The sequence below is a fragment of the Micromonospora sp. NPDC023869 genome, assembly GCF_055559695.1.
The window spans coordinates 98,029-122,503 of the sequence record NZ_JBVHKD010000001.1 but is presented as its reverse complement, the minus strand read 5'-3'; the positions used below and the strand labels follow the sequence as shown (position 1 = coordinate 122,503).

25 protein-coding genes are annotated in these 24,475 nt (G+C 71.6%); 11 read left to right on the top strand and 14 right to left on the bottom strand.

Features of this window, described 5'->3' with window-relative positions; genetic code table 11:
• The first annotated feature begins 179 nt into the window (after positions 1-179).
• Positions 180-1,442, top strand: a complete 1,263-nt coding sequence (locus ACZ31C_RS00555) for an amidohydrolase (RefSeq protein WP_465793598.1) — start codon at positions 180-182, stop codon at positions 1,440-1,442.
• Here the strand turns inward: ACZ31C_RS00555 and ACZ31C_RS00550 are convergent.
• Positions 1,399-2,373: a DUF4349 domain-containing protein gene (locus ACZ31C_RS00550; RefSeq protein ID WP_465793597.1), complete on the bottom strand. Its 975-nt coding sequence runs from the start codon at positions 2,371-2,373 to the stop codon at positions 1,399-1,401. The genes ACZ31C_RS00555 and ACZ31C_RS00550 overlap by 44 nt on opposite strands.
• Positions 2,374-2,526: 153 nt before the next feature.
• On the opposite strand from ACZ31C_RS00550, the gene ACZ31C_RS00545 reads away from it, so the two are divergent.
• The 3 genes from ACZ31C_RS00545 (at position 2,527) to ACZ31C_RS00535 (ending at position 4,908) form a co-directional block, all read left to right on the top strand.
• Positions 2,527-3,159 (top strand): MBL fold metallo-hydrolase, encoded by a 633-nt coding sequence (locus ACZ31C_RS00545; protein ID WP_396740706.1) that lies wholly within the window; start codon positions 2,527-2,529, stop codon positions 3,157-3,159.
• Between the two features lie 4 nt (positions 3,160-3,163).
• The gene (locus ACZ31C_RS00540; protein ID WP_465793596.1) at positions 3,164-4,096 is read left to right on the top strand and encodes a hypothetical protein; all 933 of its coding nucleotides are present in this window, start codon (positions 3,164-3,166) and stop codon (positions 4,094-4,096) included.
• 74 nt (positions 4,097-4,170) lie between these two features.
• The gene (locus ACZ31C_RS00535; protein WP_465793595.1) at positions 4,171-4,908 is read left to right on the top strand and encodes an SCO6745 family protein; all 738 of its coding nucleotides are present in this window, start codon (positions 4,171-4,173) and stop codon (positions 4,906-4,908) included.
• Between the two features lie 119 nt (positions 4,909-5,027).
• On the opposite strand, the gene ACZ31C_RS00530 is transcribed toward ACZ31C_RS00535, so the two are convergent.
• A complete protein-coding gene (locus ACZ31C_RS00530) occupies positions 5,028-5,483 on the bottom strand; it encodes a gamma-glutamylcyclotransferase (protein ID WP_350695781.1) in 456 nt (151 codons plus the stop codon).
• Between the two features lie 106 nt (positions 5,484-5,589).
• On the opposite strand from ACZ31C_RS00530, the gene ACZ31C_RS00525 reads away from it, so the two are divergent.
• The gene (locus ACZ31C_RS00525) at positions 5,590-6,993 is read left to right on the top strand and encodes an NAD(P)H-quinone dehydrogenase (RefSeq protein WP_396740700.1); all 1,404 of its coding nucleotides are present in this window, start codon (positions 5,590-5,592) and stop codon (positions 6,991-6,993) included.
• Here ACZ31C_RS00525 and ACZ31C_RS00520 read toward each other — a convergent pair.
• From ACZ31C_RS00520 to ACZ31C_RS00505, 4 genes are all read right to left on the bottom strand, one after another.
• Positions 6,971-7,615 (bottom strand): DUF998 domain-containing protein, encoded by a 645-nt coding sequence (locus ACZ31C_RS00520; RefSeq protein WP_465793594.1) that lies wholly within the window; start codon positions 7,613-7,615, stop codon positions 6,971-6,973. The genes ACZ31C_RS00525 and ACZ31C_RS00520 overlap by 23 nt on opposite strands.
• 495 nt (positions 7,616-8,110) lie before the next feature.
• Positions 8,111-8,401 carry a transcriptional regulator gene (locus ACZ31C_RS00515; RefSeq protein WP_465793593.1) on the bottom strand — a complete coding sequence of 97 codons (291 nt, stop codon included), beginning with the start codon at positions 8,399-8,401 and terminating at the stop codon, positions 8,111-8,113.
• Entirely contained in the window at positions 8,394-8,822 is a 429-nt protein-coding gene (locus tag ACZ31C_RS00510; protein WP_465793592.1) for a hypothetical protein, read from the bottom strand. The genes ACZ31C_RS00515 and ACZ31C_RS00510 overlap by 8 nt, the downstream gene beginning before the upstream one ends.
• A gap of 118 nt (positions 8,823-8,940) precedes the next feature.
• Positions 8,941-9,384, bottom strand: coding sequence for a DoxX family protein (locus tag ACZ31C_RS00505; RefSeq protein WP_465793591.1), 444 nt, complete (start codon positions 9,382-9,384; stop codon positions 8,941-8,943).
• Between the two features lie 85 nt (positions 9,385-9,469).
• Here ACZ31C_RS00505 and ACZ31C_RS00500 point away from each other — a divergent pair, with 85 nt between their 5' ends.
• A complete protein-coding gene (locus ACZ31C_RS00500; RefSeq protein WP_465793590.1) occupies positions 9,470-10,072 on the top strand; it encodes a TetR/AcrR family transcriptional regulator in 603 nt (200 codons plus the stop codon).
• Between the two features lie 28 nt (positions 10,073-10,100).
• On the opposite strand, the gene ACZ31C_RS00495 is transcribed toward ACZ31C_RS00500, so the two are convergent.
• Together ACZ31C_RS00495 and ACZ31C_RS00490 are read right to left on the bottom strand one after the other, a co-directional pair.
• Positions 10,101-11,540, bottom strand: a complete 1,440-nt coding sequence (locus ACZ31C_RS00495) for a GuaB1 family IMP dehydrogenase-related protein (RefSeq protein ID WP_465793589.1) — start codon at positions 11,538-11,540, stop codon at positions 10,101-10,103.
• A gap of 15 nt (positions 11,541-11,555) precedes the next feature.
• On the bottom strand, positions 11,556-12,152 hold the full coding sequence (locus tag ACZ31C_RS00490) for a LysE/ArgO family amino acid transporter (protein ID WP_396740686.1): 597 nt from the start codon (positions 12,150-12,152) through the stop codon (positions 11,556-11,558).
• 71 nt (positions 12,153-12,223) lie between these two features.
• Here ACZ31C_RS00490 and ACZ31C_RS00485 point away from each other — a divergent pair, with 71 nt between their 5' ends.
• A complete protein-coding gene (locus ACZ31C_RS00485) occupies positions 12,224-13,120 on the top strand; it encodes a LysR family transcriptional regulator ArgP (protein WP_465793588.1) in 897 nt (298 codons plus the stop codon).
• A 70-nt stretch (positions 13,121-13,190) separates the two neighbouring features.
• Here ACZ31C_RS00485 and ACZ31C_RS00480 read toward each other — a convergent pair whose 3' ends face one another.
• A complete protein-coding gene (locus ACZ31C_RS00480; RefSeq protein ID WP_465793587.1) occupies positions 13,191-14,942 on the bottom strand; it encodes an acetyl/propionyl/methylcrotonyl-CoA carboxylase subunit alpha in 1,752 nt (583 codons plus the stop codon).
• Between the two features lie 183 nt (positions 14,943-15,125).
• Here ACZ31C_RS00480 and ACZ31C_RS00475 point away from each other — a divergent pair, with 183 nt between their 5' ends.
• Positions 15,126-16,085: an ATP-binding cassette domain-containing protein gene (locus ACZ31C_RS00475; RefSeq protein ID WP_396740681.1), complete on the top strand. Its 960-nt coding sequence runs from the start codon at positions 15,126-15,128 to the stop codon at positions 16,083-16,085.
• Positions 16,086-16,105: 20 nt separating this feature from the next.
• Entirely contained in the window at positions 16,106-16,861 is a 756-nt protein-coding gene (locus ACZ31C_RS00470) for an ABC transporter permease (protein WP_176092558.1), read from the top strand.
• Between the two features lie 176 nt (positions 16,862-17,037).
• Here ACZ31C_RS00470 and ACZ31C_RS00465 read toward each other — a convergent pair whose 3' ends face one another.
• The 5 genes from ACZ31C_RS00465 to ACZ31C_RS00445 form a co-directional block, all read right to left on the bottom strand.
• Complete coding sequence (locus tag ACZ31C_RS00465; RefSeq protein ID WP_465793586.1) at positions 17,038-17,691, bottom strand: O-methyltransferase; 654 nt, start codon at positions 17,689-17,691, stop codon at positions 17,038-17,040.
• Between the two features lie 9 nt (positions 17,692-17,700).
• On the bottom strand, positions 17,701-18,357 hold the full coding sequence (locus ACZ31C_RS00460) for a Maf family protein (RefSeq protein ID WP_465793585.1): 657 nt from the start codon (positions 18,355-18,357) through the stop codon (positions 17,701-17,703).
• Positions 18,358-18,394: 37 nt separating this feature from the next.
• Positions 18,395-19,516 carry a S8 family serine peptidase gene (locus tag ACZ31C_RS00455; RefSeq protein ID WP_465793584.1) on the bottom strand — a complete coding sequence of 374 codons (1,122 nt, stop codon included), beginning with the start codon at positions 19,514-19,516 and terminating at the stop codon, positions 18,395-18,397.
• A 1,372-nt stretch (positions 19,517-20,888) separates the two neighbouring features.
• Positions 20,889-21,350, bottom strand: coding sequence for a hypothetical protein (locus ACZ31C_RS00450; protein WP_465793583.1), 462 nt, complete (start codon positions 21,348-21,350; stop codon positions 20,889-20,891).
• Positions 21,351-21,451: 101 nt separating this feature from the next.
• Positions 21,452-21,664 carry an acyl-CoA carboxylase subunit epsilon gene (locus tag ACZ31C_RS00445; RefSeq protein ID WP_465793582.1) on the bottom strand — a complete coding sequence of 71 codons (213 nt, stop codon included), beginning with the start codon at positions 21,662-21,664 and terminating at the stop codon, positions 21,452-21,454.
• 93 nt (positions 21,665-21,757) lie between these two features.
• On the opposite strand from ACZ31C_RS00445, the gene ACZ31C_RS00440 reads away from it, so the two are divergent.
• Entirely contained in the window at positions 21,758-24,109 is a 2,352-nt protein-coding gene (locus ACZ31C_RS00440; RefSeq protein ID WP_465793581.1) for a serine/threonine-protein kinase, read from the top strand.
• Positions 24,110-24,196: 87 nt separating this feature from the next.
• On the top strand, positions 24,197-24,433 hold the full coding sequence (locus ACZ31C_RS00435; protein WP_465793580.1) for a hypothetical protein: 237 nt from the start codon (positions 24,197-24,199) through the stop codon (positions 24,431-24,433).
• The last annotated feature ends 42 nt before the right edge of the window (positions 24,434-24,475 follow it).

Genomic DNA, 24,475 nt, shown 5'->3' with positions numbered 1-24,475 from the left:
CTGCGTACGAACGCGATCTACCTGCTGTCCAGCCCGTCTACGGGCACTCCAAGCAGGGCATATGTGACGCTGTGCGGTCCGATCATCACCGGAACGAGGTTGCGCAGAGTTACCTTCGGGGGTCTACGCTGTCTGCTGTCCCCGATGATCCATCCATTTCTAGTGATCGAGAATTCGACGTGACGAGTGCGTTGACTATGCCAACCGGCGAGCAATTGGCGTCGTCTTGGCCCGAGGCGCCACCGACCGGTGGCCAGCCCCTGCCGTCCGAGCTGGACCACCTGCTCGCCCTCCGGGTACCGGGCCTGATCGCCACGCGCCGTCACATTCACGCGCATCCGGAGCTGTCCGGTCAGGAGTTCGACACCGCCGCCCTGATCGCCCGGGAACTCACCCTGGCCGGGCTCAGCCCCCGCATGCTGCCCAAGGGCAACGGGGTCATCTGCGACGTCGACGGCCGCCCCGACGGGCCGGTGATCGCGCTGCGCGCCGACATCGACGCGCTGCCGCTGACCGACGTCAAGGACGTGCCGTACCGCTCCACCGTGGACGGGGTCTGCCACGCCTGCGGGCACGACGTGCACACCACGATCCTGCTCGGCGTCGGCATGCTGCTCGCTCAGCTCGCCGACCTGGGCGAGCTGCCCGGCCGGGTCCGGTTGATCTTCCAGCCGGCCGAGGAGATCCTGCCCTGCGGTTCGCTCGAAGTGATCGAGGCGGGCGGCCTGGACGACGTGGTGCAGATCTTCGCGCTGCACTGCGACCCGAACCAGCCGGTCGGCAAGGTCGGCCTGCGGGTCGGGCCGATCACCGCCGCCGCCGACAACGTCACGGTCCGATTGACCGGACCGGGCGGGCACACCGCCCGCCCGCACCTGACCGTCGACCTGGTCGACGCGCTCGGTCGGCTGATCACCGAGGTGCCCGCGCTGATCAGCCGCCGGGTGCCGGCCAACAGCGGGCTGCTGCTGGTCTTCGGGCACGCCTCCGCCGGCACCCGCTACAACGTCATCCCCTCCGAGGCGTCCGCCTCCGGCACGCTGCGGGTGATGGACCGGGACGCCTGGGAACAGGCCCCGAAGATCGTCACGCAGGTGGTCCGGGACGTGATCGCCCCGACCGGGGCCACGGTCGACCTGGAGTACCTGCGGGGACGCCCGCCGGTCTGCAACGACGCGGCGGCCATCAACGTGCTGACCTCGGCCACCGTCGCCGCGCTCGGCCCGGAGGGCGTCGCCGAAACCCCGCAGAGCATGGGCGGCGAGGACTTCTCCTGGTATCTGGAGTACGTCCCCGGCGCGCTGGCCCGACTCGGGGTCGGCCGCTCCGGGCCGAACGTGGACCTGCACCGGGCGTCGTTCGACGTGGACGAACGGGCCATCCCGGCGGGCGTACGACTCATGGTGCAGACCGCGCTCCAGGCACTGGCGGCGGCTCGCTGACCGACGGCGACCTCGGGTCCACCCCGGGCGGTGGCGGCGTGCCGACCGGCGCGACCAGCGCCGGCTCGGGGCGGACCCGGCGGCGTCGGCGACGGCTCCACCACCACAGCGCCACCAGCGGTACGCCGAGGACCAGCAGCCAGGGCAGCACCGCGCCGAGCACGGTGAGCAGGACCGTCATCGAGGCGAGGAAGACCGTCCAGCCTCCGCTCAGCCCGGCCAGGAAGCCGATCTCCCGCTCCTCGTCAGCGGTGCTGGCGTCCGGCCCCACCAGGCTGACGGTGATCGTGGAAAGTGCGGTCAGGTCGGCCAGCCGCCGCTTCTTCGCCTCCAACGAGGCGAGGTCGGCCTCCCGGCGGGCCAACTCGTTCTCCAGGCTGACCAGGTCGGCGATCGACTCGGCCCGGTCCAGCAGCCGACGCGCGCTCTCCACCCGCGCCCGCTGGGTGGCGATCCGCGCGTCGAGGTCGACGGTCTCCTCGGTGACGTCCTCGGTGTCGATCTGCCGGCGTTCCTGCCGACCGAGACCCGCCAACTCCTCGACCACCGGATAGAACCGGTCCGCCGGTACCCGTAGCGTCAGCTCCGCGACCGCGTCCGCGTCCGAGCTGCGGCGCTGGTCGCCGCCGACGAAGCCGCCGGCCCGGGTGGCCGCGTCGGACGCCGCCCGTGCGGCGGCCTCCACGTCGTCCACCTTCACCCGGATGGAGCCGGTGTAGACGATGGACCGTTGGTCGACCCGGGTGTCCGCCGCCGCGCCGGCACCGCCCCGCTGATCCGCCGGACCGGGCCGCTCACCCACCGGACCGGCGCCGTCCACCGCCTGTGGCGCGGCGGCCCGGCCCGCCTCGTTGGAGGTCGCCGCGCTGTCGCTGCCGCTGTCGCCGCTGCCGCAGCCGGTCACCACCAGCAGCATGACCAGCGCAGTCATTCCCGTCGCCGCGTGACGGCGGGTTCTTGTCGGTGTCATCAACGTTCCCTTCCTCGGCCCGGAGCGGGTGATAGCTCGGACGTCGAGCGCTGTCCCCCGGGTTCCGGCAGACTGCGCTCAGGACGGTCACGATTCGGTATGGGAGGCATCACGATGCGGATCACCAAGTACGCCCACTCGTGCCTGCGGGTCGAGCACGACGGGGGAGTGCTGGTCGTCGATCCGGGCGTGTTCAGCGAGGCCGCCGTGGCACTGGACGGGGCCGACGCGGTCCTGATCACCCACGAGCACCAGGACCACGTGGACGCCGAGGCGATCAACCGGCAGCTGGCCCGGCGGCCGTTCACCATCCACGGACCGGCCTCGGTGGCCGGACCGCTCGGCGACGCGGCCGAGGCGCTGCGCCCGGTCGCCCCCGGTGACGCGTTCACCGCCGCCGGTGTCCCGGTCCGCGCCTACGGCGGCCGGCACGCGGTGATCCATCCCGACATCCCGCTCGTCGACAACCTCGGCTACCTGCTCGACGAGGTGGTCTACCACCCGGGTGACGCGCTGTTCGTGCCGGACGACATCCAGGTCGACACGCTCTTCGCCCCGATTCACGCGCCCTGGTCGAAGTTCTCCGAGGTGGTCGACTTCATCCGGGCGGTGTCCCCGCGCCGGGTCTTCGCACTGCACGACGCCCTGCTCAACACCCACGGCCTCGCGGTGCTCGACCGGCAGTACACCGCCCTGTCCGGCAGCGAGTACCAGCGGCTGGAACCAGGCAGCCGAATCGACGGCTGAGTCGATGCCCGAACCTCCGTCCGATCCGGTGGCGCAGCTCTACCGCACGCCACCGGATCGGTTCGTCGCTGCCCGGGACGCCGCGGTGGCGCAGGCCCGGCGCGCCGGGGACGGGCGGAGGGCCCGTGAGATCGCCCGACTGCGCCGCCCCACGGTGGCCGCCTGGCTGGTCAACCTGCTCGCCGTCGAGCGTCCCGAACTGGTCGACGACCTGGCGCAGTTGGCCGACGCGTTGCGGGACGCCCAGCGCGAGCTGCGCGGCCCGCGCCTGCGGGAGCTGTCCGCGCAGCGGCGGTCCGTGGTCTCCGCCCTGGTCGCCGAGGTACGCCGGCTCGCCGCCGACGTGCCGGGGGCGCCGTCGGCCGGGAAGCTGCCGTTGGCCGAGGTCGAGGCGACCCTGAACGCGGCCCTCGCCGACCCCGGCGTGGCCGAGCAGGTGCGGTCCGGTCGGCTGCTTCGCCCGGCCCACTACGCCGGGTTCGGCGAGGTGCCCCGGCCACAGTTGCGGCTGGTCACCGGCGGGGAGGAACCGCCCGCACCGGCGACACCCGCCCGCCCGCCGGACCGCGGCGCGATGCGTGCCGAACAGGCCCGACGAGCCGCCCGCGCCGAGTTGGCCCGCCGCCGCAAGGCGCTGGAGAAAGAGCTGGCCCGGGCGCGTACCGACCAGGAACGGGCCGAGACGGACCTCGACGCGGCGCAGTCCGCCGAGCGCGACGGGACGGCAGCCCTGGACGCCGTCGAGACGGAACTGGCCGAGCTGGAGCGCCGCCGGGCCGTCGCCGAGCAGGAACTGAGCCGGTCCCGACTGGCCCGCCGGGCCGCCGAACGGTCCGCCGCCGTCGCCCGGCGACGCACCGGGGAGGTGGAGGCCGCGATGGAGGCGTTGACCGCCGAGGAGGGGGATGCCGAGCGGGGCGACGGCGCGGCAGACTGATCCGTCATGGACGGACCTTCGGTCGGATCCTTCGTGGACGGACCCTCGGGCGGCTGCGCTCCGGGCGGGACGGCATGACCCCGGAACAGGTGGCGGCGGCCAGCAAGCCGGCGGTGCTCGCGCTCGGCGAGGCGTACGGCCGGTGCCCCACCACGCTGCGTCGGGCCCGGCTGCTCGGCATCTCCGGCTGGGCCTTCTACGTCACCGGGCGCGCCGGGGCACTCGGTGACGTACGCGCCGAGACGGTCGCCGCCGCGCTCGGGTTCATCGCCCCCGACGCCGTCGCCGACGGCTGGGACGCCGCCGCCCGCACCGTACGCCCCACCGAGGTGGCCGCCGCCAGCCTGGCCGAGTGCTGCCGCTGGGGCGAGGACCGGTTGGCCGCGCTGCCCCACGTCGACCGACTGGCCACCCTCGTGGAACGGACCGTCGCGGCAGCCGACGCCAGCGCCATGCCGCTCTTCGCCGCCTGGCGGGCCGTGCCCTCCGAGCCCAGGAGCCCCGGTGCCCGGGCCGCCGCCGGGCTGCGCCTGCTCCGCGAGCACTTCACCGGCGCGCACCTGGTGGCCGTACGGGCCTGCGGGATGACGCCGCTGGAGGCGGTGCTGGCCGGGCCGGAGGGCGAGAGCGGGGCGGTGGCCTGCGGGTGGCCGCCGCCGTACCCGCCGGTCGGGCCGCTGGTGCGTCGCCGGCTCTGGGCCGAGGCGGTGACCGACCGCCTGGTGGCGCCCGCCTTCGCCGCGCTCGGCCCGACCGAGGGCGCCGAACTGGTCGAGTTGTTGACCGAGGCACGGGCGTACACGCAGGGCTGACCGGACGCGCACACGCAGGGCTGACCGGGCGTGGCCGGCTGTGACCGGCGTCCGGCTCGGCGGGGGTGCCGGGCGGGGTGCCGCCGGTCGGTAGCAGACTGGGGGGTGTGGGAGACGCGCTAGGCCGACGCCGTGCCGGTGGGGCGGGACCGCAGCTCGACGACGTAGTCGTCCGGCGCGCCCGCCTTCTCGGCGGCGTTCGCGATCTCCGAGACGTACCACGAGGTGGGCAGACCACCCTCGTAGCCGTCGAAGACGTAGACCCAGGCCGTCACGTCGCCGTCCAGCGTCGAGACCCGGACGGTCAGCTTCCGGTACGTGCCGGAGGTGACGCCCTCGATCTCGTCGAGCTGGGCCGCGTCGTACGGGTGGATGTCGTAGAGCGCGACGAAGACCCGGTCGCCGGGGGATTCGACCACGGTGCTGACGGCACCCTCCCAGCCGATGACGTCCTCACCGGCGAAGGTGAGCCGCCAGCCCTCCAGCCAGCCGATGCCCACCATGGGGGAATGCGGGCAGTAGGCACGCATTCGGGCAGGGTCCAGGTTCGAGCCGTAGGCGGCGTAGAGACGCACGGCGATGACGATAGCCCGCCGGGCGGGTGGGGGAGAATACGACGGTGCGTGTCGGACGCGTCGGGGAGAAGAAAGTCACTGTGAGCATGGACGAGGGGCGGTCGTGGTGAGCCAGATCGTGATCATCGGCGGGGGGCCGGCCGGTTACGAGGCCGCGCTGGTCGCCGCTCAGCTGGACGCCGCCGTGACCGTGGTGGAGGCCGACGGCGCAGGCGGTGCCTGCGTGCTGTCCGACTGCGTACCGTCGAAGACGTTCATCGCCAGCTCCGAGGTGGTGACCGGATACCGGGACACCGAGGTGTTCGGGGTGCACTCCGACGGCCTGGAGGCGGTCACCGTCGACGCCCGGGCGGTCCACGAGCGGGTCAAGCGGCTCGCCCTGGCGCAGTCCTCGGACATCCACGCGAAGCTGCTCAAGGCCGGCGTCACCTTCGTCTCCGGTCGGGCCCGGCTGGGCGAGGACACCCTCGGCCACACCCACCGGGTGATCGTCACGCCGGACGGCGGCGATGCGCCGTACTCGATCAGTGCCTCGACGGTGCTGGTCGCCACCGGCGCCACCCCGCGCCAACTGCCCACCGCCGTGCCCGACGGCGAGCGCATCCTCACCTGGCGGCAGGTGTACGACCTGCCCGAGCTGCCCGAGCACCTGATCGTGGTCGGCTCCGGCGTGACCGGCGCCGAGTTCGCCAGCGCCTATCTGGCGATGGGCGTCGAGGTGACCCTGGTCTCCAGCCGGGACCGCGTGATGCCGCACGAGGACGCCGACGCGGCACAGGCCATCGAGCGGGTCTTCCGCGCCCGGGGCATGAGCATCCTGAACAATTCCCGCGCCGAGGGGGTCCGCCGGACCGACGACGGCGTCGAGGTCGTCCTCTCCGACGGTCGCAAGGTGTACGGCTCGCACGCGCTGATCGCGGTCGGCTCGATCCCCAACACCGAGGAGCTGGGCCTGGCCGAGTACGGCGTCACGCTGGCCCGGGGCGGGTACGTGACCGTGGACCGGGTCTCCCGTACCAACGTCCCCGGCATCTACGCGGCCGGCGACTGCACCGGCGTCCTGCCGTTGGCCAGTGTCGCCGCCATGCAGGGCCGGATCGCCATGTGGCACGCGCTCGGTGAGGCGGTCCGGCCGCTGCGGCTGCGGACCGTCTCGGCGAACGTCTTCACCGACCCCGAGCTGGCCACCGTGGGCGTGTCGCAGGACGAGATGGACGCCGGCAAGGTGCCGGCCCGGCAGGTGATGCTGCCGTTGGCCGGTAACGCCCGGGCGAAGATGGACGAGGTGGCCGACGGGTTCGTCAAGCTGTTCTGCCGCCCGGCCAGCGGGCAGGTGATCGGTGGCGTGGTGGTGGCGCCGAAGGCGAGCGAACTGATCCTGCCGATCACCATGGCGGTGGAGAACAACCTCACCGTCAACGAGCTGGCGCAGACCATCACCATCTATCCCAGCCTCTCCGGCTCCCTCACCGAGGCCGCCCGCCAACTCATGCTCCACGAACTGGAGTAACCGCCCCCACCCTCCTCCCGACGGTGGCCAGGACGGTGAGCAGGGCCACCTCGGCGAGGATGAGGGCGCGCTCGATCAGGCCGTAGTATGCGCGGTCGCCGGGGTAGGCGGACCAGACCATCACGGCGGCGAGCAGCAGGCTGGCGATCGTCAGCCCGCGCAGCCAGCGGGCGGTGCGGGCGGTGGCGGGCAACTGCGCGGCGACCAGCCAACCGGCGAGCGGCAGGGCCAGGAAGGCGACCACCGAGGCGTACCGGTGCACGTAGGCGGCGGTGCCCATCTCGGTCCCGGGCGGGTTGGTCGGTATCAGTCCGGCCAGCAGCAGCCCGCCGGCCCAGGCCGCGAGCAGCACCTGGGCCGTGCCGACGCGACCACGACGCGTACCGGCCGCTCCGGTGGGTCGGTCGAGGCGGCGTAGTCCCAGGACGAGCACGGCGGAGGCTGCGGCGAGGGTGAGCATGGCGAGGTGGATGGCCCAGCCGGACTCGGAGACGGCGTAGTCGCTGACGGTCAGGCTCAGCGGGTCCAGACCGTCGACGCCCGCGTGGCCGATCACGGCGAGCAGCGCCGCGAGGACGATGCCGCCGAGCGTCAGCGTCGCGCTGTTCCGGGTTACAGGCATGGCTCAGCCTGTCGCGACGGGCACCTCAGGCGGATCCGGGACGAGCACCGAAATCCGACCCCGGGGGCACCCCGAGCGGCAATCCGGCTTTTCCCGGTGACCGACCTCGGGGTGCCGGTGCAGGTCGATCCGTCGTGGTGCGGTCGTCTCTGTCCGATCACTGGGCGAGTTGACCGGAACATACCGAGAGTGACGGAGTGTCCGACATCACCCCGTCGGTCGGCGGCCGTGATGACCAGCCACACGTGTCCCGGGACGGGGTCGACGGGCAAGCTTCGGTGCCACTACCAGGGAGATCGGGCAGAGTCGTCGCCGATCGACGGTCGCGGGATCGGGCTCGGGACGCGTACCGTTGTCGGCGCGCGGCCCGGCGTGGCGTCGGGTCCCCCGTTCCTGACGCCCGGGCCGCCGCCGGGCCGCTGGCAGGTCCCGTGCCAGCGGCCCGGCCACCTCCCGGCCTGGTCGTCGCGGTGACGCGGAGTGACGTGCGGCGGGTCAGGCGCCGACGATCTCGCGGAGCGCCTTCACGTGGTCGGCGTACGCGCTCGCGCCCTCGGGGGTGAGGGAGAGCCACAGCCTGCTGTGCGCGTCCCGTGCGGCGCGGTCCTGCCGGACGTAGCCGGCGTCCACGAGCTGCGTCAGGTGCTTGCTGAGGGCGGATTTGGAGAGCCCGAGATGATCCTGCAGGCGCTGGAACTCGACCCGGTGCGCGGCGCTGAGCATGGCGCAGATTCGCAACCGGTGCGGTGCGTGGATCTTCTCGTTGAACATCGGTGTCTCAGGCATCGCCGAATTCCCGCCGGTACGCCCGGCCGGTGCGTAGCACGATGCCCGCCGACACGGCGGCGCCGACGATCCAGACCCAGCGGGCGTCGGTGAGTGCCGACAGCGCCCAGGTCAGGGCGAAGCAACCGAAGACGGCGGCCAGGAACGGGGCGATGTCGCCCGGCTTGACCGCCGCCCAGGAGACCCCGTCCTGGTTGAGCCAGTACCGACAGCCGAGCACGATGGCCGCGATGCTCACGGCGAGGCTCGCCTTGCCCACGTGGGCGGGGGGCAGGAGATGCGCCAGGTGCAGGGCGGCCATGGCTGCCGACATCGCGACGAAGAACCATCGCGGGAACGGGGGGTAGCGGACCGCGTTCTCGTCGTCGGTGAGCTGTCGAAGCGTCTCCCGGGCCTGATCGGGGGTGGGTCTTGTTTCCATAGGGGAAACTGTAGGGCCCAGTTTCTATATCGGCAACTCGTCGTGTGGGTCCGATCGTGGTCCGTCGCCGCCCGCCGCCACCGTTGATGACGGGGTGAGGACCCGGCGGCGTGATCGGTCATGACCCGACGGCGACCGCGATGGCGGCGGCGAGGAAGACGACCTGGAGTGCGGTACGGACGCCGAGCGGGGTGACCGGGCGCCCGCCCAGGGTGAGTTTCCGGCGCGCGGCCGAGACGTTCGCCGGGAACATCGCCAGCATCAGTACGGCCAGTCCGGCAGCGGCCCAGCGGGCGGTGGCCGGCACCAGCAGGCCGGCCGCGCCCGCGAGTTCCAGCACGCCGGTCACCGTGACCAGCAGGTCCGGTCGGGGCAGTCGGGGCGGGACCATCTCGATCAGGTCGCGTCGCCGGCCGGTGAAGTGTGCGATCCCGGTCAGCACGAACATCACGGCCAGCCCGACCCGCAGGGCCGGCTGCCAGCCGTCGAGCGCGGAAACCCCGACCAGGCCGGCCAGTCGGGCGAGCGCGGTGCCCGCCACCAGGGCGATCAGCGGAGCCATCGGTACCTCCTCGAAGACCAATCTTGTCGCCGACAAGATTGGCTCGTGATGGCCCATCTTGTCAATGACAAGATAGGATCGGGTGATGACCGGCACCCGCGGCTACCACCACGGCGACCTGCCTCGCGCCCTGCTCGCCGCAGCGGAGGAGGCGATCAGGGAGTCGGGTCCGGCGGCGCTGAGCCTGCGGGACCTGGCCCGACGCGCCGGCGTCTCGCACGCCGCCCCGGCCCACCACTTCGGCGACCGGGCCGGCCTCTTCACCGCGCTCGCGGTGCAGGGCTTCGACCTGCTCGCCGAGGCGCTGGAATCGGCCGGCGGCGAACTGCTGGACCTCGGCGTGGCGTACGTCGACTTCGCCGTGCGGCACCGCGCCCACTTCGAGGTGATGTTCCACCCCGATCTCTACCGATCCGATGCCGCCGAGGTCCGGGCCGCCCGGGAGCGTGCCGGTGCCGCCCTGCATGCCGGGGTCACGGCACTGCCCGCCGCTGCGACGGATGCCGGCGACGGGCGGGGCGGCGTGCACGGGCCGCTCGGTGACGCCTTGGCTGCATGGTCGATCGTGCATGGCTTCGCCACGCTCTGGCTGGCCGACGCGCTACCCCCCGGTGTGGGGGACGACCCGCGAGAGGTTGCCCGGACGGTGATCGGGCGCCTCTTCGCCCCGGCGGCGGACCCCGGCTGACCGAACCCCGGCCGTCACCAGCCGGTCGTCACCAGCTCGTCGGCAGCGGCATCCCCTCGGTGTAACCGGCGGTGCTCTGCACGCCGACCAGCACCCGCTCGTGGAACTCGTCCAGGTTCCGTGCCCCGGCGTAGGTGAAGGCGCTACGTACGCCGGAGATGATCTCGTCGATCAGGTCCTCCACCCCGGGCCGCGTCGGGTCCAGGTACATCCGGGCCGACGAGATGCCCTCCTCGAAGATCGCCTTCCGGGCCCGGTCGTAGGGGCTGTCCTCGGCGGTCCGGGCGCTGACCGCGCGCGCCGAGGCCATCCCGAAGCTCTCCTTGTACCGCCGGCCGTCCTCGTCGGTGTAGAGGTCACCGGGCGACTCGTAGGTGCCGGCGAACCAGGAGCCCACCATCACGTTCGACGCACCGGCGGCCAGCGCCAGCGCCACGTCACGCGGATGCCGTACCCCGCCGTCGGCCCAGACGTGCCGGCCCAGCTCGCGGGCGGCCGCCGCGCAGTCCAGCACCGCCGAGAACTGCGGGCGACCCACCCCGGTCATCATCCGGGTGGTGCACATCGCGCCGGGTCCGACGCCCACCTTGACGATGTCCGCGCCGGCCGCGACCAGGTCGCGTACGCCGTCGGCGGTGACCACGTTGCCGGCCGCCACCGGTACGCCCGGGTCGAGACCCCGGACGGTCCGCAACGCGCTGATCATCCGCTCCTGGTGGCCGTGCGCGGTGTCCACGACCAGGGTGTCCACCCCGGCTTCCAGCAGCGCCGACGCCTTGCCTGCCACGTCGCCGTTGATGCCCACCGCCGCCGCGATGCGCAGCCGGTCGAGGGCGTCCACCGCAGGCCGGTAGAGCGTCGCCCGCAGTGCGCCCGGCCGGGTGAGCACCCCGACCAGCCGTCCCTCGCCGTCCACCACCGGGGCCAACCGCCGCCGCGCGGTGCTGAGCCGGTCGAAGCCGGTACGCGGATCCGCGTCCACCGGCACCGTGTGCAGGTCGGCCGACATCACGTCGCGCAACTGGGCGAACCGGTCCACGCCGACGGTGTCCGCCTCGGTCACCACCCCCATCGGGCGGCCCTCCTCGTCGACCACGATCACCGCGCCGTACGCCCGCTTGGGCAACAGGTGGATCGCGTCACCGACGGTGTCGGTCGGACCGAGCGCGATGGCCGTGTCGTGCATCAGGTGCCGTTGCTTGACCCAGGCGACGACCTCGGCCACCACCTCGATCGGGATGTCCTGGGGGATCACCGCGATGCCGCCGCGTCGGGCCACCGTCTCGGCCATCCGCCGGCCGGCGACCGCCGTCATGTTCGCCACCACCAGCGGGATCGTGGTACCCGTCCCGTCGCCGGTGGACAGGTCGACGTCCAGCCGCGAGCCCACCTCCGATCGGGCCGGGGCCATGAAGACGTCGTTGTAGGTCAGGTCGTACCCGGGAGTCGCGTCATTGAGGAACCGCACCCGGCCATCATTCCCTCAGCTCAGCAGCAGCGCGACCGCTACCACCACCATCACCAGCGCGATCACGCCGTCGAGCACCTGCCAGACCCGGGCCCGGGCGAGCATCGGCGCGAGTCGGTACGCCCCCGCGCCGAGCGCGCTGAACCAGACGACGCTGGCCACCGCCGCGCCGAGACCGAACAGCCAGCGGTGCGGCTGCTGCTGCGCGATGCCACCGAGCAGCAGCACGGTGTCCAGGTAGACGTGCGGGTTGAGATAGGTGAAGGCGAGGCAGGCCAGCAGCGTCGCGCCGAGCCGTGCCGGGGGCCGCTGGGCCGGTGTGAGCGCACTCGGACGCCACGCGCGGCGGGCGGCCAGGGCCGCGTACCCGAGCAGGAAGGCCGCCCCGCCCCAGCGGATCGCGGTGAGCAGGTCGGGTCGGGCCGCCACCACCGACCCCACTCCGGCGATGCCGACGCCGATCAGCAGGGCGTCGGAGATCGCGCAGGTCAGGACGACCGGCACCACGTGTTCCCGGCGGAGGCCCTGGCGGAGCACGAAGGCGTTCTGCGCGCCGATGGCGACGATGAGGGCGATGGACAGGGAGAAACCGGCGACGACAGAGGTGAGCACGGTGCCGACGCTAGGAGTGCGAGGGTGGATGAGTCCAGCTAAAGGTTCTTCATCTGGTTAAGCTCAGCTTCATGAGCGGTCTGGACTCCACCCAGCTCCGTACGCTCGCCGCAGTGGTCGCCGAGGGCAGCTTCGAGGCGGCGGCGCGGCTGCTGCACGTCACCCCCTCGGCGGTCAGCCAGCGCATCAAGGCCCTGGAGGAGACCGTCGGGCAGGTGCTCGTCCGGCGGCACCGCCCCTGCGACGCCACCGAGGCCGGGCGACCGCTGCTGCGCCTGGCCGGGCAGCTCGCCCTGCTCGAACGCGAGGCGCTGGCCGACGCCCGAGGACCGCTCGGCGGCGACCGGGCCCGTACCCGGGTCGCCATCGTGGTCAACGCCGACTCGCTCGCCACCTGGTTCCCCGCCGCCCTGGCCCGGCTGCCCGACCAGCCGGAACTCTCCTTCGACATCCGGCAGGACGACCAGGACCACACCGCCGTCCTGCTCCGCGACGGGGTGGTGACCGCCGCGGTGACCGCTCAACGCGAGGCGGTGCAGGGCTGCCGGGTACGCCGTCTCGGCGCGATGCGCTATCGGGCGCTGGCCGCGCCGTCGCTGGCCCGACGCCGGTTCGCCGACGGTCTCACCAGGGCTGCGGCCGCCGCCGCACCCGTGGTGGTCTTCGACCGCAAGGACCGGATCCAACACCGTTTCCTGCGTACGGTGACCGGGCACGCGCTCGACCCACCGGTGCACTACGTGCCGTCGGTCCCGGCGTTCAACGAGTCGATCCGGCTCGGCCTCGGCTGGGGACTGGTCGCGGAACAGATCGCCGACGCCGACGTGGCCGCCGGGCGATGCGTGGACATCGCGCCCGGCCGGGTGCTGGACACCCCGCTCTACTGGCAGCACTGGCGACTCGACTCACCGGTGCTGACCGCGCTGACCTCCGCCGTCTGCACCGTCGCCGCCGAATCCCTGCACTGAGATGTAAGGAGGGGACCCCTGCTATACACGAGGCGTTAGTAGGGGACCCCTCCTTACACGCGGCAGTACCTCAGGCGATGGTGCAGACGGCGGCACCGGCGGTGATCACCGCGCCGACCTCGGCGGCGAGGCCGCTGACCGTGCCCGCCTTGTGCGCGTGCAACGGCTGCTCCATCTTCATCGCCTCCAGCACCACGACCAGGTCGCCCTCGGCCACGGTGTCGCCGTCGGCGACCGCGATCTTGACGATGGTGCCCTGCATCGGTGAGGTGAGCGCGTCCCCGCCCGCCGCCGCGCCGGCCGTGGCACCGCCGCCCCGACGGGTGGGCTTCTTCGCGGCCGGTGCGGCACCCGCCGCACCCGCGCCCAGCCCGGCGGGAAGGCTGACCTCCAGCCGCTTGCCACCCACCTCGACCACGATCGTCTCGCGCTCCGTCGGGGCGGCCGGGCCGTCGGCCACCGCGGTGAACGGCGGGACCGTGTTGTCGAACTCGGTCTCGATCCAACGGGTGTGCACCGCGAACGGCTCGGCGGTGAACGCCGGGTCGCGGACCACCAGGCGGTGGAACGGCAGCGCGGTGGCCATCCCCTCGATGACCATCTCGTCCAGGGCCCGCCGGGCCCGCTCCAGCGCCTCGGTGCGAGTCTCGCCGGTGATGATGACCTTGGCGAGCAGGCTGTCGAAGTTGCCGCCGATCACGTCGCCGGCCGAGATACCGGTGTCCACCCGTACGCCGGGACCGGTCGGCAGACGCAGGGCGGTCACCGTGCCGGGGGCGGGCAGGAAGCCCCGGCCCGGGTCCTCGCCGTTGATCCGGAACTCGATGGAGTGCCCGCGCGGCGTCGGGTCCTCGGTGAGCCGCAGCTTCTCCCCGTCGGCGATGCGGAACTGCTCGCGGACCAGGTCGATGCCGGCGGTCTCCTCGGTCACCGGATGCTCCACCTGCAGCCGGGTGTTGACCTCCAGGAAGGAAATGGTGCCGTCGTTGCCGACCAGGTACTCCACCGTCCCGGCACCGTGGTAACCGGCCTCCCGGCAGATCGCCTTCGCGCTCTGGTGGATCTGCGTCCGCTGCTCGGCGGTGAGGAAGGGCGCCGGTGCCTCCTCGACCAACTTCTGGTGCCGGCGCTGCAACGAGCAGTCCCGGGTGCCGGCGACGATCACGTTGCCGTGCTGGTCGGCCAGGACCTGCGCCTCCACGTGGCGCGGCTGGTCGAGGTAGCGCTCGACGAAGCACTCGCCCCGACCGAAGGCCGCGACCGCCTCGCGGGTGGCCGACTCGAACAGGTGCGGGATCTCCTCCATGGTGCGGGCGACCTTCAGGCCGCGCCCGCCGCCACCGAAGGCGGCCTTGATGGCCACCGGCAGGCCGTGGTCCACGGCGAAGGCCATCACCTCGTCCGGGCTGCCCACCGGGTCCGGGGTGCCGGGCACCAGGGGAGCGCCGGCCCGCTGGGCGATGTGCCGGGCGGTCACCTTGTCACCGAGGTCGCGGATCGCCTGTGGGGTGGGACCGATCCAGGTCAGGCCCGCGTCGATGACCGCCTGGGCGAAATCGGCGTTCTCGGAGAGGAAGCCGTACCCGGGGTGCACCGCGTCGACACCGGAACGGGCAGCGACGTCGATCAGTTTGTCGATACGGAGGTAAGTATTCGCAGCGGTGTCGCCGTCCAGGGCGTACGCTTCGTCGGCGAGCGTGGCGTGCAGGGCATCCCGGTCGGAGTCCGCGTACACCGCGACACTGCCCAGGCCGGCGTCCTGGCAGGCGCGGATGACCCGGACGGCGATCTCGCCCCGGTTGGCGATGAGTACCTTGCGCACCTTGGTGGCTCCTCCCGGCGGGTTACTGACCGGGAGTTTATAGCTCACCGTGGTGCCCCGAACGATCGCTCAGTGTGGGATGACGCACTGTCTGGCCAGGTCGTAGGCGGCGTGGTGTCGTACCCATGTGGTGGAGTGCCGTGACGATGGTGGCCGGAGTCCGGCCATGAGCGGGGAGTGGAAATGATCGAGACCAGAGGGCTGCGGAAGTCGTTCCGCAGCCGGGCCGGTCGGGAGACGAAGACCGTCGAGGCGGTACGCGGCGTCGACCTGGACGTCCCGGCCGGCGAGATCTTCGGGTTCCTAGGCCCGAACGGCGCCGGCAAGACCACCACGTTGCGGATGCTCGCGACGCTGATCGAGCCGGACGGCGGCCAGGCCACCATCGCCGGTGCCGATCTGCTCAAGAACCCGGGCGAGGTCCGCCGCCGGATCGGCTACGTCGCCCAGGGCGGCAGCACCTGGGACGAGTCGACCGCGCGTGAGGAACTGGTGCTCCAGGCCCGGATGTACGGCATCGGCAAGGCCGAGGCCCAGCGTCGGGCGGTACGCGCGCTGGAGGCGTTCCAGCTCACCGAGTTCGCCGACCGCAAGTGCAAGACGTACTCGGGCGGCCAGCGGCGGCGGGTCGAGATCGCGCTCGGCATCATCCACGAGCCGAAGATCGTCTTCCTGGACGAGCCCACCACCGGTCTCGACCCGCAGAGCCGGGCGCACATGTGGGACGAGATCCGCCGGTTGCGGACCGACGGGATGACCGTCTTCATCACCACCCACTACCTCGACGAGGCCGACGCGCTCTGCGACCGCATCGCGATCATGGATCACGGCGAGGTGGTCGCCGAGGGTACGCCGACCGCCCTCAAGCGGGAGATCTCCGGCGACATCGTCCTGGTCGGCCTCGACATCGTCGCCACCGGCGAGGCGGAGAAGCTGCTCGACGGCGAGGAGTACGTGAACCGGCTGGAGAGCCTGGAAGAGGGCGGCCTGCGCCTCTTCGTCGACGACGGCGCGACCGCCATCCCGCGGATCCTGCGCCGGGTCGACGGTGCCGGTCTCGACCTCAAGTCGATCGAGCTGCACCGCCCGAGCCTCGACGACGTCTTCCTCACCAAGACCGGCCGCTCGCTGCGCGAGTCCTGAACCGACCAGGAGAAAGTCCCATGAAGCTCGCCCGCGACACCTGGCTGATCTTCCAGCGGCAGTTCCACCTGCTGCTGCGCAACCCCGTGTGGGTTTTCGTCGGCGTCTTCCAGCCGGTGATGTATCTGCTCCTGTTCGCCCCGCTGCTCAAGCCCGCGCTGAACGCACCGACCCAGGCCGAGGCGTACAAGATCTTCGTACCCGGCCTGCTGGTGCTGCTGGCCATCTTCGGCGGCCTGTTCCAGGGCTTCGGCCTGATCGCCGAGCTGCGCGCCGGAGTGATCGAACGCTCCCGGGTCACCCCGGTCAGCCGGCTCGCCCTGCTGCTCGGTCGCTCGCTGCGCGACGTGGTGTCGCTGATGGTCCAGGCGGTCATCATCACCCTGCTGGCGCTCCTGTTCGACCTACGGGTCTTCATCGGCGACCTGCTGCTGGCATACCTGATGCTCGCCCTGATCGCGCTGATGACCTCGGCGGTCAGCTACGGCGTCGCGCTCAAGGTCAAGAGCGAGGACGCGCTGGCCCCGCTGATGAACACCGTCGCCCAGCCGGTGCTGCTGCTCTCCGGCATCCTGCTCCCGCTCGCCTTCGCGCCCGGCTGGTTGCAGGGCGTCGCCAAGTGGAACCCGTTCTCCTGGGCGGTGGACGGCACCCGCGCCCTGTTCAACGGCGACATCGGCAACGACCGGGTCTGGCAGGGGCTGACCATCATCGCGATCCTCGCCGCCGCCGGCGTCTACTGGGCGGCCCGCCAGTTCGCCCGCAGCGTCCGCTAACCGCTTCAGCGCCGAGCCCGGTGAAAGGAAGGGCCCCTTATTAACGCCTACGGTAGAGCAGGGGACCCTTGTTAACGCCCCGCATCCGGGACCCGGCCGACGCCGTCGAGCACCGGGCGCCGGCACCGGTCTGAGCAGCCTGACGACAGAGGCGGCGACCGGTGCCGGCGAGGCGGTCAGTGCACGTGGGCGAGGGTCAGTCCGTCGGCGATCGGCAACATCACCGCATCCACCCGCACATCGGCGAGGACGTCGTCGTTGAACGCCGCGATCGCCCGGTCGGCCTCGCTCTCCGGCGCCACCACCCGCCCGTGCCGCAGCACGTTGTCGACGGCGATCACGCCACCCGGCCGCATCCGGGGAACCAACTCGTCCCAGTACAGCGGATAGCTTGTCTTGTCGGCGTCGATGAAGGCGAAGTCCAGGTACCGCTCGTGCGGCAGCTCGCGCAGCGTCTCCCCGGCCGGGCCGATGCGTAGCTCGATCCGGTCGTCCACAGCGGCCCGCGCCCAGTACCGGCGCGCGATGCCGGTGTACTCCTCGGAGATGTCGAAGCAGGTCAGCCGCCCGCCGTCGGCCAGGCCCCGGGCGATCGCCAGCGAGGACAGGCCGGTGAAGGTGCCCACCTCCACCGCGTTGCGAACTCCGAGCAGCCGGGTCAGGAACGTCAGGAAGGCGGCCTGCTCCGGTGCCACCTGCATGGAGGCGTGCTCCGGCAGGACGGCGAGCGTCTCCTCGGCCAGGTCACGGACGATCTCGTCCGGCGGCGCGCCGTGCGCGACGAGGTACGCGTGCAGCTCGTCGGTGAGCGGAATCGACTTGAGCGTCATGCCCGGACGCTAGCCGAGCGGCTCGATGCTCTGGTTGCCCGGCGCGACTTTTGTCCACATATCAGTGATCCGCAGGTCCAAGTCGGCGAGCAGCCGCCGCAGCAACGGCATGGACAACCCGACGACCGTCCCCGGATCGCCCTCGATCCGCTCCACGAACGCCCCGCCCAACCCGTCGATCGTGAACGCGCCGGCCACCGCGAGCGGCTCGCCGGTGGCCACATACGTGGCGATCTCCTGGTCACTGATGGCGGCGAAGTGCACCACCGTCGAGGCCACCGCCTCGGCCCGACGCCCGCCCACGATGTCGATGAGACAGTGGCCGCTGTGCAGCACACCGCTGCGCCCCCGCATCCGCTCCCACCGCCGGGTAGCGTCGGCGGCGTCATCCGGCTTGCCGAAGATCTCACCGTCGAACGCGAGCACCGAGTCGCAGCCCAGCACCAGCGTCCGCTGGCCGTCGCCGGGCCGCAGGCGGGTCAGCACCGCCTCCGCCTTGAGCCGGGCCAACTCCAGGCAGAGATCCTCCGCCCGATCGGTCACCACCACACTCTCGTCGACACCACTGACCAGCACGTCCGGCTCGATGCCGGCGGCCTGCAGGGTCTTACGGCGGGCAGGGCTGGCCGAAGCGAGCACGAGGCGGAGCGGAAGCGCATCAGACACGCGCACGACGGTACCGGCAACCGCCCGCCGAGACCGCTCAGCGGCTGACGCGTGGCGGCGGGTCGTCCGAACGTCGTCGCCGCCGGGCCCACCACACCCCACCGGCACCGGCCGCGATCAGCACCGCCAGCGTCACCAGACCTCGCACCGCCGCACCGTCCTCATCGGCCTTCGGACTTGCGGCCCGCGTCGTTCCCGGCGAGGGCGTGGCCGACCCGCCAGGCCCGAAACCCCTCGGCGGTACGTCTGCCGTCAGTGCCGCAACCAGATCGATCACGCCATAGCCGTACTGGTCGTCCCGCCCGGGAGGCCCCTTGTCGATCGCGGTCGCCGTCAATCGATGCGCCACCTCGTCCGCCGGCAGATACGGATACTTGGCCCGAATCAACGCCGCCGCCCCGGCAACGATTGCAGTAGCGTTAGAAGTGCCCGTTCCCTTACGATATTTCTCATTTATGCTTGTGCTGTAGATATCGACGGCGGGAGCTACCAGATCCACAGCTCTTCCGTGCGCGGACGTGGAGGTGATTTCTCCCTTGCGGTCTACACCCCCCACCGCGATGACTCCGTCTGCAGCTGCCGGATATGGGATCGTAAAGTCCTGAGGGCGATCACCTGCGGCCGCAACTACGATTACGTCCGCCGCCTGTGCCGCTTCGAGGGCACGCATTAGTTCGGGGCTCGATCCTCCGCCTGCAGAAATGCTGATAACATCCGCACCTGCTGTGATGGCATATTCGATAGCCGAAGCGAGTCGATCAACTTCGCTTGCTAGCCGTCCATCAAAGCAGCGAACCGGAAGGATCTTCGATCTTGGTGCAACTCCTAGTGCCCCTGCTCCGGCAGATTGCCCATGAGCGGCGACAATCCCTGCCATTCCTGTCCCATGTCCTGTTTTATCCTTCTGGCCGGTGCTCGGCCTCTCTGTGGTGAGGTCCGCTCCGGGGAGGAGATTCGATCGTAGGTCGGGGTGCGAACTCACGCCGGTGTCTAGGATTGCCACTACGACGCCATCCCCCTGGCTGCTCTGGTGCGCTTCGGTGACTTTCAGGTAGGGGATGTGCCACTGGTCGTGGCGTACTCGCTCGACATCTTGAGAAGGGCGTTGAGGGTGCGCCTGCGTGGTTAGTCCGGACGTTAGTGCGCCTGCCAGTAGCATGAGGATCGACGTTCTAAGAACTTGTCTCACCTGGGTAAGCCGATTGCTGGCCCGGGGTCGATTGGGCCGTCCTCGTCCGGTGGACGGACTACGGGATCAATGCCCTGCTCCACTTTCCACGGATTATCCCGGTCCCATCGCTGCGGATCCTCGGGCTGATAGCTCCGAGGTCGTGCTGAGCCCACGGGGTTCGAGAAGCCGAAGGAAGAGAAGCCTCCGTTTGGTGGTTGACCCGCGCTGATTCCCTTTCCTCGGCCTGGCCGGGAGCCTGCTCCGCCCGTCGGGGATGTGCCCGCTGCCCCGCCGCCGATTACCCCGCCCACGGGATTGACTCGACTTACAGGTGATCCGCTCGATCCTGGCTGGTTAAGCCCTACACCGGCTGGCCCGCCGATAATCCCGCCCGGTGGCATGGCTCGTGGAGGGCCTGGTGGATTGCCGCTTGTGGTGCTGCCCCTGTTTCCGGGTCGACCATCTGGACGAGGAGGCGCATGGCCCGGCTGCGGATTTTTAGGTTCCGTCGCTGGGCGCGTGGGGTGCGGAAGCCCTGTCACGGTCGGTGAAGCTGTTGGTGCTGCAGGCACATTCGGGTGTGCGGAGGGTGTTGAGTTCGGTGGAACCTGTTGGCCTAGGCCGCTGAGCACGGGGCCAATGGTCGGCGTCGTGGATCTCGACAAAGGCTTATGTGAGGCGGTCGACCGGTTGATCGTCATGCCAGGGTGGGACACCGGGACGATCGGTGGAATGACGGGGGTCAGGCTGTCAGCGTAGGCGTCCATAGGTGCGCCATCCCGGACATTCGGTTTAGGGGCGGGAGGTTGGCGGAGCGTTACTTGGGCCTGTTGGAGGTCGCTGCTCAGGCCGTACATGATGCCGCGCGCCTTGACGTTCAACTGCTCCAGGTCGGCGTCGGTCACCGGCGGTTGACTGTTCCGGCTACCGGCTACTGCCTTGGGGTCGGCGGCGGTCTCTTCCCATCCGCGCTTCTGTCGGAGCTTGTCCGCGTACTCGTCGTGGATCTTCTTGAGTTCGGTGCGGGTGCTGCTGAGGGCCTGGGTGGCGGCGGCGAGTGCGCTCTGGTTGGCGCTGGCCGCGTCGTGCGTGCGTTGCACCTGCGCGATCAGGTCGTCCAGTTCGGCGAGGTAGGCCCGGGCGGCCTCGTTGGTGTCGGGCGGCCATGCCTGGGCGAGGCGTCTGCGGTACGTCCGGAGGCGGTGCAGGTGCTGGTCGGCCAGCTCGGAGATCTTGCGCCAACCGGCGACGTGCCGCCAGTGGCTGTCGGGATCGTGATCCTGGAGGCAGGCCCACATGTCGGCCACGCTCATCAGGTACCAGTCGGTGAGGCCGCCGCTGCGGCCGACTCCCGGTTCCCTCACGGCAGCATCACCGACCCGTCGTTGTCGGGGCCGGTCGGATTGGTCAGCGACGGTGAGGGTGTGGGCTGGGCGGGTACGTCTCCCGGCCGCCCGAGCGCCTGCTGGACGTCGGCGACGCGGGCTGCGGAGAAGGCGTCGGTGTCGGCGTACCGGTCGGCCACCTGTCTGGCGGCGTGCGCCAGGTGTCCGGTGCTGTGGCCGAGGCCCCAGACGGCGTTCGTCGTGGCCTGCTGTGTCTCCCAGTGTGCCCGCATGAACTGCACCAGCTCGATGAAGGCGTCCGCCGGATTCGGCACCCGGGCGAGCATGTCGTCCGCGATGCGCGGCAGGTGTGGCGCGTAGTTGCCGTCCACCTCGGCACGGAGCATGTCGGCGAATTCCCGCATCTGGCGGATGTCCGCCTCGACGCCACGGTGACCGCGTGACCAGGACGCTTGTCGATCATCCTCAGGGATCATCGGCCCTCCAAACTGTAACGGCCCGGTTCCCCTCAGTGAGGCTAATCCTTGGACGCCTCCCCGGCAGCCCCGGTCACCATCAGCAGCCGCGCCGATCCGTGTCAGCGGGGCAGACCGGAGGCGCGCCAGGCACCACTGCCCGGCAGCAGTGCGGCACCCACCGGTCGGCCGCTGCGGGCCCAGGCCGAGACCGGGGCGGCAGCGGGCGTGGGCACCGGGCGGGAGCGTACGACCATCGCGCCCACCAGCGCGGCAAGTTCCTCGGCGGTCGGCACGCCGCGGACGACCCGGAACAGCGGCTCCTCGACAGACATGGGCCCCAGCGTACGCGCTTGTGAGCTCGACCTCCGGCACACAGTGGCGTGCCGACGGTGTGAGCGTCAGAGCTGCCGGGTACCGTCTCAGCGATGTCTGAGCCTTCCCCCCAACTCGTCGCCGACCGGTACCGGCTCCTCTCGCCGCTCGGTCAGGGCGGCATGGGCCGGGTATGGAAGGCGCGCGACGAGGTGCTGCACCGCGACGTGGCCATCAAGGAGTTGGTCCCGCCGCCGGGCCTGACCAACGACGAGCGCCGCGAGATGCGCGAACGCTCGCTGCGGGAGGCGCGGGCCATCGCCCGCCTCAACAACATCAACGTGGTACGCATCTTCGACGTGCTCCGCACCGACGGTGACCCGTGGATCGTGATGGAGTACGTCGCGTCCCGCTCGTTGCAGGACACCCTCGCCGAGGACGGGCCGGTGCCGGCGGCCCAGGCGGTGCAGATCGGGCTGGGCGTGCTCAACGCCCTGAAGGCGGCGCACAAGGCCGGCATCATGCACCGCGACGTCAAGCCCGGCAACGTGCTGCTCGGCACCGACGGTCGGGTGGTGCTGACCGACTTCGGCCTGGCCACGATCCCCGGCGACCCGAACGTCACGCGCACCGGCATGGTGCTCGGCTCTCCGGCGTACATCTCTCCCGAGCGCGCCCGGGACGGCACCACCGGCCCGGAGGCGGACCTGTGGTCGCTGGGTGCCACGCTCTACGCCGCCGTGGAGGGCAAGTCCCCGTTCGCGCGCCCGTCGGCGATCAGCACCCTGGCCGCGCTCGCCACCGAACCGGTGCCGCCGGCCCGTAACGCCGGACCGCTCAAGCAGGTGCTCGCCGGGCTGCTCCGCAAGGACCCCGAGGAGCGGATCACCGCCGAGTCGGCCGAGCGGATGCTGCGGCGGGCCAGCGGTAAGCGGAGTCGGGGCATCTCACTGCTCGACGGCGTACGCCGGCCGGGGCCGAACGGGCCGCGTGAACCGCGTCAGCCGCTGGTGCCCGCGCCTCGCCCGTCGGGGGAGCGGCCGACGCCGCCGGTCACCCCACCCGTGCCCCGTACGCCACCGGCCGTGGGTCCGCTCGCGGCGGGCGCTGCCGCAGCCGGCGCGGCCACCTCCGGTCCGTCGGGCTCCGGTGCGACGGCCGGAAAGCCGCCGGTCTCCGACGCCGCGCCGACGGCGAAGGTCGCGGCCCCCACCGGCGCGGACGCCGACCTGACCGCGAAGGTCGATGCTGGTCAGGACGCGGACCCGACGACGAAGGTGGACGCGGCGTCGATCGCTGCCGGGGCCGCCGGTGCGGAGTCGAAGTCGCGTACGGACGCAGCGTCGTCCGCGTCGGACACCGACCCGGCTGCCGGGTCCGACACGTCCGCCACGGACACCGCGACTGGCGACGACGACTCGACCGGCCAGGTCGACGAGGGCACCGCCCCGGCCGGTACGCCGACGACGCCGGACGGCTCCGACGCGACGGTGCTGTCCGCCACGAACAGCGGGGCAACCGCTGCCTCGGCCGACGTCACCAAGGTCGACGGTCCCGCCGTGGAGGCGAACGCGCAGGCCGACGCGAGCGCGACGACCGACCGGTCCGACTCGGGCGAGCCGACCCGGCGGGTCGACCCACCGGCTCCCGCGAAGGCCGCCACCCCCGTCGCGTCGGCCTCGACCTCGCTGATGCCGTCGGCGCCGGTGAGCCCGGCGGCACCGGCTCGCGGCTCCGTCTTCAAGGCCGGCCAACTGCGATCCGAGCGCACCCGTCGTGCCGTGCTGGTCGGCGCGCTGGTCGCGCTGCTGCTCGTCGGCCTGGTGGTGGCGGTTCCGCTGCTCACCAGCGGTGACGACGACGGGAACACCCCGCAGGACGCGGCGGGCACGTCCGAGTCGTCCGCGCCGCCGACCTCGGAGCCGGCCGCGCCACCACCGACCTCTGCCGCACCGCCCAGCGCCTCCCCGTCGGCGTCCCCGTCGCCCACCCCGTCCGAGAGCGCTGCGGGCGGCCTGCCCGAGGGCTGGACGTTGCAGAACGACCCGGTGGGCTTCAAGGTCGCGGTGCCGAACGGTTGGCGGCGCAGTTCCGGCTCCACCTGGGTCAAGTACCGCGACCCGAACGGCGTCAGCGAGCTGACCATCGACCGCACCTCGTCGCCGCAGCGGGACGCGGCGGCCACCTGGCGGGGGCTCGAATCGGGCCGGAAGAACGTCCGTGGCGTGCAGAACTACCGGTACATCAGGATCAACACGATCGACTGCAAGTGGCGGACCTGCGCCGACTGGGACTGGTACCAGACCCGCAACGGGGTCGAGCTGCGGGTACGCAACCGGGGCTTCGTCACCGCCAGCAACCGGGGCTTCGCCCTGCGCTGGGAGGTGCCGAACAGCGAGTGGGACGCGCAGTTGCCGAACTTCGAGACGGCGTTCCGCGAGTTCGTGCCGGACCGCCAGGACTGAGGGCGGCCGACAGCAGGGCGGTCGGGACGAGGCATGACCGTCCGTCGTTCGGGGTACCTGATCTCGAAGGACGGAAGGAGGCCCGAGATGGGTTACCGACCAAAGGATGCCCGAACCCGACTGACACTGTGGACGAGCGCGGTGGTGGGTGTCGGCGTGCTGCTGTTCGTCACCTTCGGAATCGCACTGCTGGCCACGTTGCTGAGCGTCGTGACGCTCGCCGGGGCCGCGTACGTGGGATGGGCCGTCACCCGTCGGGGCACGGTGGCCCGGCACGGCGGTGTCGGCGTACCCGTGGCACTCGCCGCGCGACGGCGGGCCTGAACCGGCGGTAGTCGCGCGACGGCGGCGGGCCGACGTCCCGAC

Bases quoted from the DNA above. Each gene is read 5' to 3' on its own strand.
- ACZ31C_RS00535 (WP_465793595.1), top strand. From the start codon at position 4,171: ATGACCCCGGAACAGGTGGCGGCGGCCAGCAAGCCGGCGGTGCTCGCG.
- ACZ31C_RS00485 (WP_465793588.1), top strand. From the start codon at position 12,224: ATGAGCGGTCTGGACTCCACCCAGCTCCGTACGCTCGCCGCAGTGGTC.
- ACZ31C_RS00470 (WP_176092558.1), top strand. From the start codon at position 16,106: ATGAAGCTCGCCCGCGACACCTGGCTGATCTTCCAGCGGCAGTTCCAC.
- ACZ31C_RS00465 (WP_465793586.1), bottom strand. From the start codon at position 17,691: ATGACGCTCAAGTCGATTCCGCTCACCGACGAGCTGCACGCGTACCTC.
- ACZ31C_RS00440 (WP_465793581.1), top strand. From the start codon at position 21,758: ATGTCTGAGCCTTCCCCCCAACTCGTCGCCGACCGGTACCGGCTCCTC.
- ACZ31C_RS00455 (WP_465793584.1), bottom strand. From the start codon at position 19,516: ATGCTACTGGCAGGCGCACTAACGTCCGGACTAACCACGCAGGCGCAC.
- ACZ31C_RS00510 (WP_465793592.1), bottom strand. From the start codon at position 8,822: ATGGAAACAAGACCCACCCCCGATCAGGCCCGGGAGACGCTTCGACAG.
- ACZ31C_RS00475 (WP_396740681.1), top strand. From the start codon at position 15,126: ATGATCGAGACCAGAGGGCTGCGGAAGTCGTTCCGCAGCCGGGCCGGT.
- ACZ31C_RS00520 (WP_465793594.1), bottom strand. From the start codon at position 7,615: ATGCCTGTAACCCGGAACAGCGCGACGCTGACGCTCGGCGGCATCGTC.
- ACZ31C_RS00545 (WP_396740706.1), top strand. From the start codon at position 2,527: ATGCGGATCACCAAGTACGCCCACTCGTGCCTGCGGGTCGAGCACGAC.
- ACZ31C_RS00445 (WP_465793582.1), bottom strand. From the start codon at position 21,664: ATGTCTGTCGAGGAGCCGCTGTTCCGGGTCGTCCGCGGCGTGCCGACC.
- ACZ31C_RS00550 (WP_465793597.1), bottom strand. From the start codon at position 2,373: ATGACTGCGCTGGTCATGCTGCTGGTGGTGACCGGCTGCGGCAGCGGC.
- ACZ31C_RS00500 (WP_465793590.1), top strand. From the start codon at position 9,470: ATGACCGGCACCCGCGGCTACCACCACGGCGACCTGCCTCGCGCCCTG.
- ACZ31C_RS00450 (WP_465793583.1), bottom strand. From the start codon at position 21,350: ATGATCCCTGAGGATGATCGACAAGCGTCCTGGTCACGCGGTCACCGT.
- ACZ31C_RS00435 (WP_465793580.1), top strand. From the start codon at position 24,197: ATGGGTTACCGACCAAAGGATGCCCGAACCCGACTGACACTGTGGACG.
- ACZ31C_RS00540 (WP_465793596.1), top strand. From the start codon at position 3,164: ATGCCCGAACCTCCGTCCGATCCGGTGGCGCAGCTCTACCGCACGCCA.
- ACZ31C_RS00515 (WP_465793593.1), bottom strand. From the start codon at position 8,401: ATGCCTGAGACACCGATGTTCAACGAGAAGATCCACGCACCGCACCGG.
- ACZ31C_RS00505 (WP_465793591.1), bottom strand. From the start codon at position 9,384: ATGGCTCCGCTGATCGCCCTGGTGGCGGGCACCGCGCTCGCCCGACTG.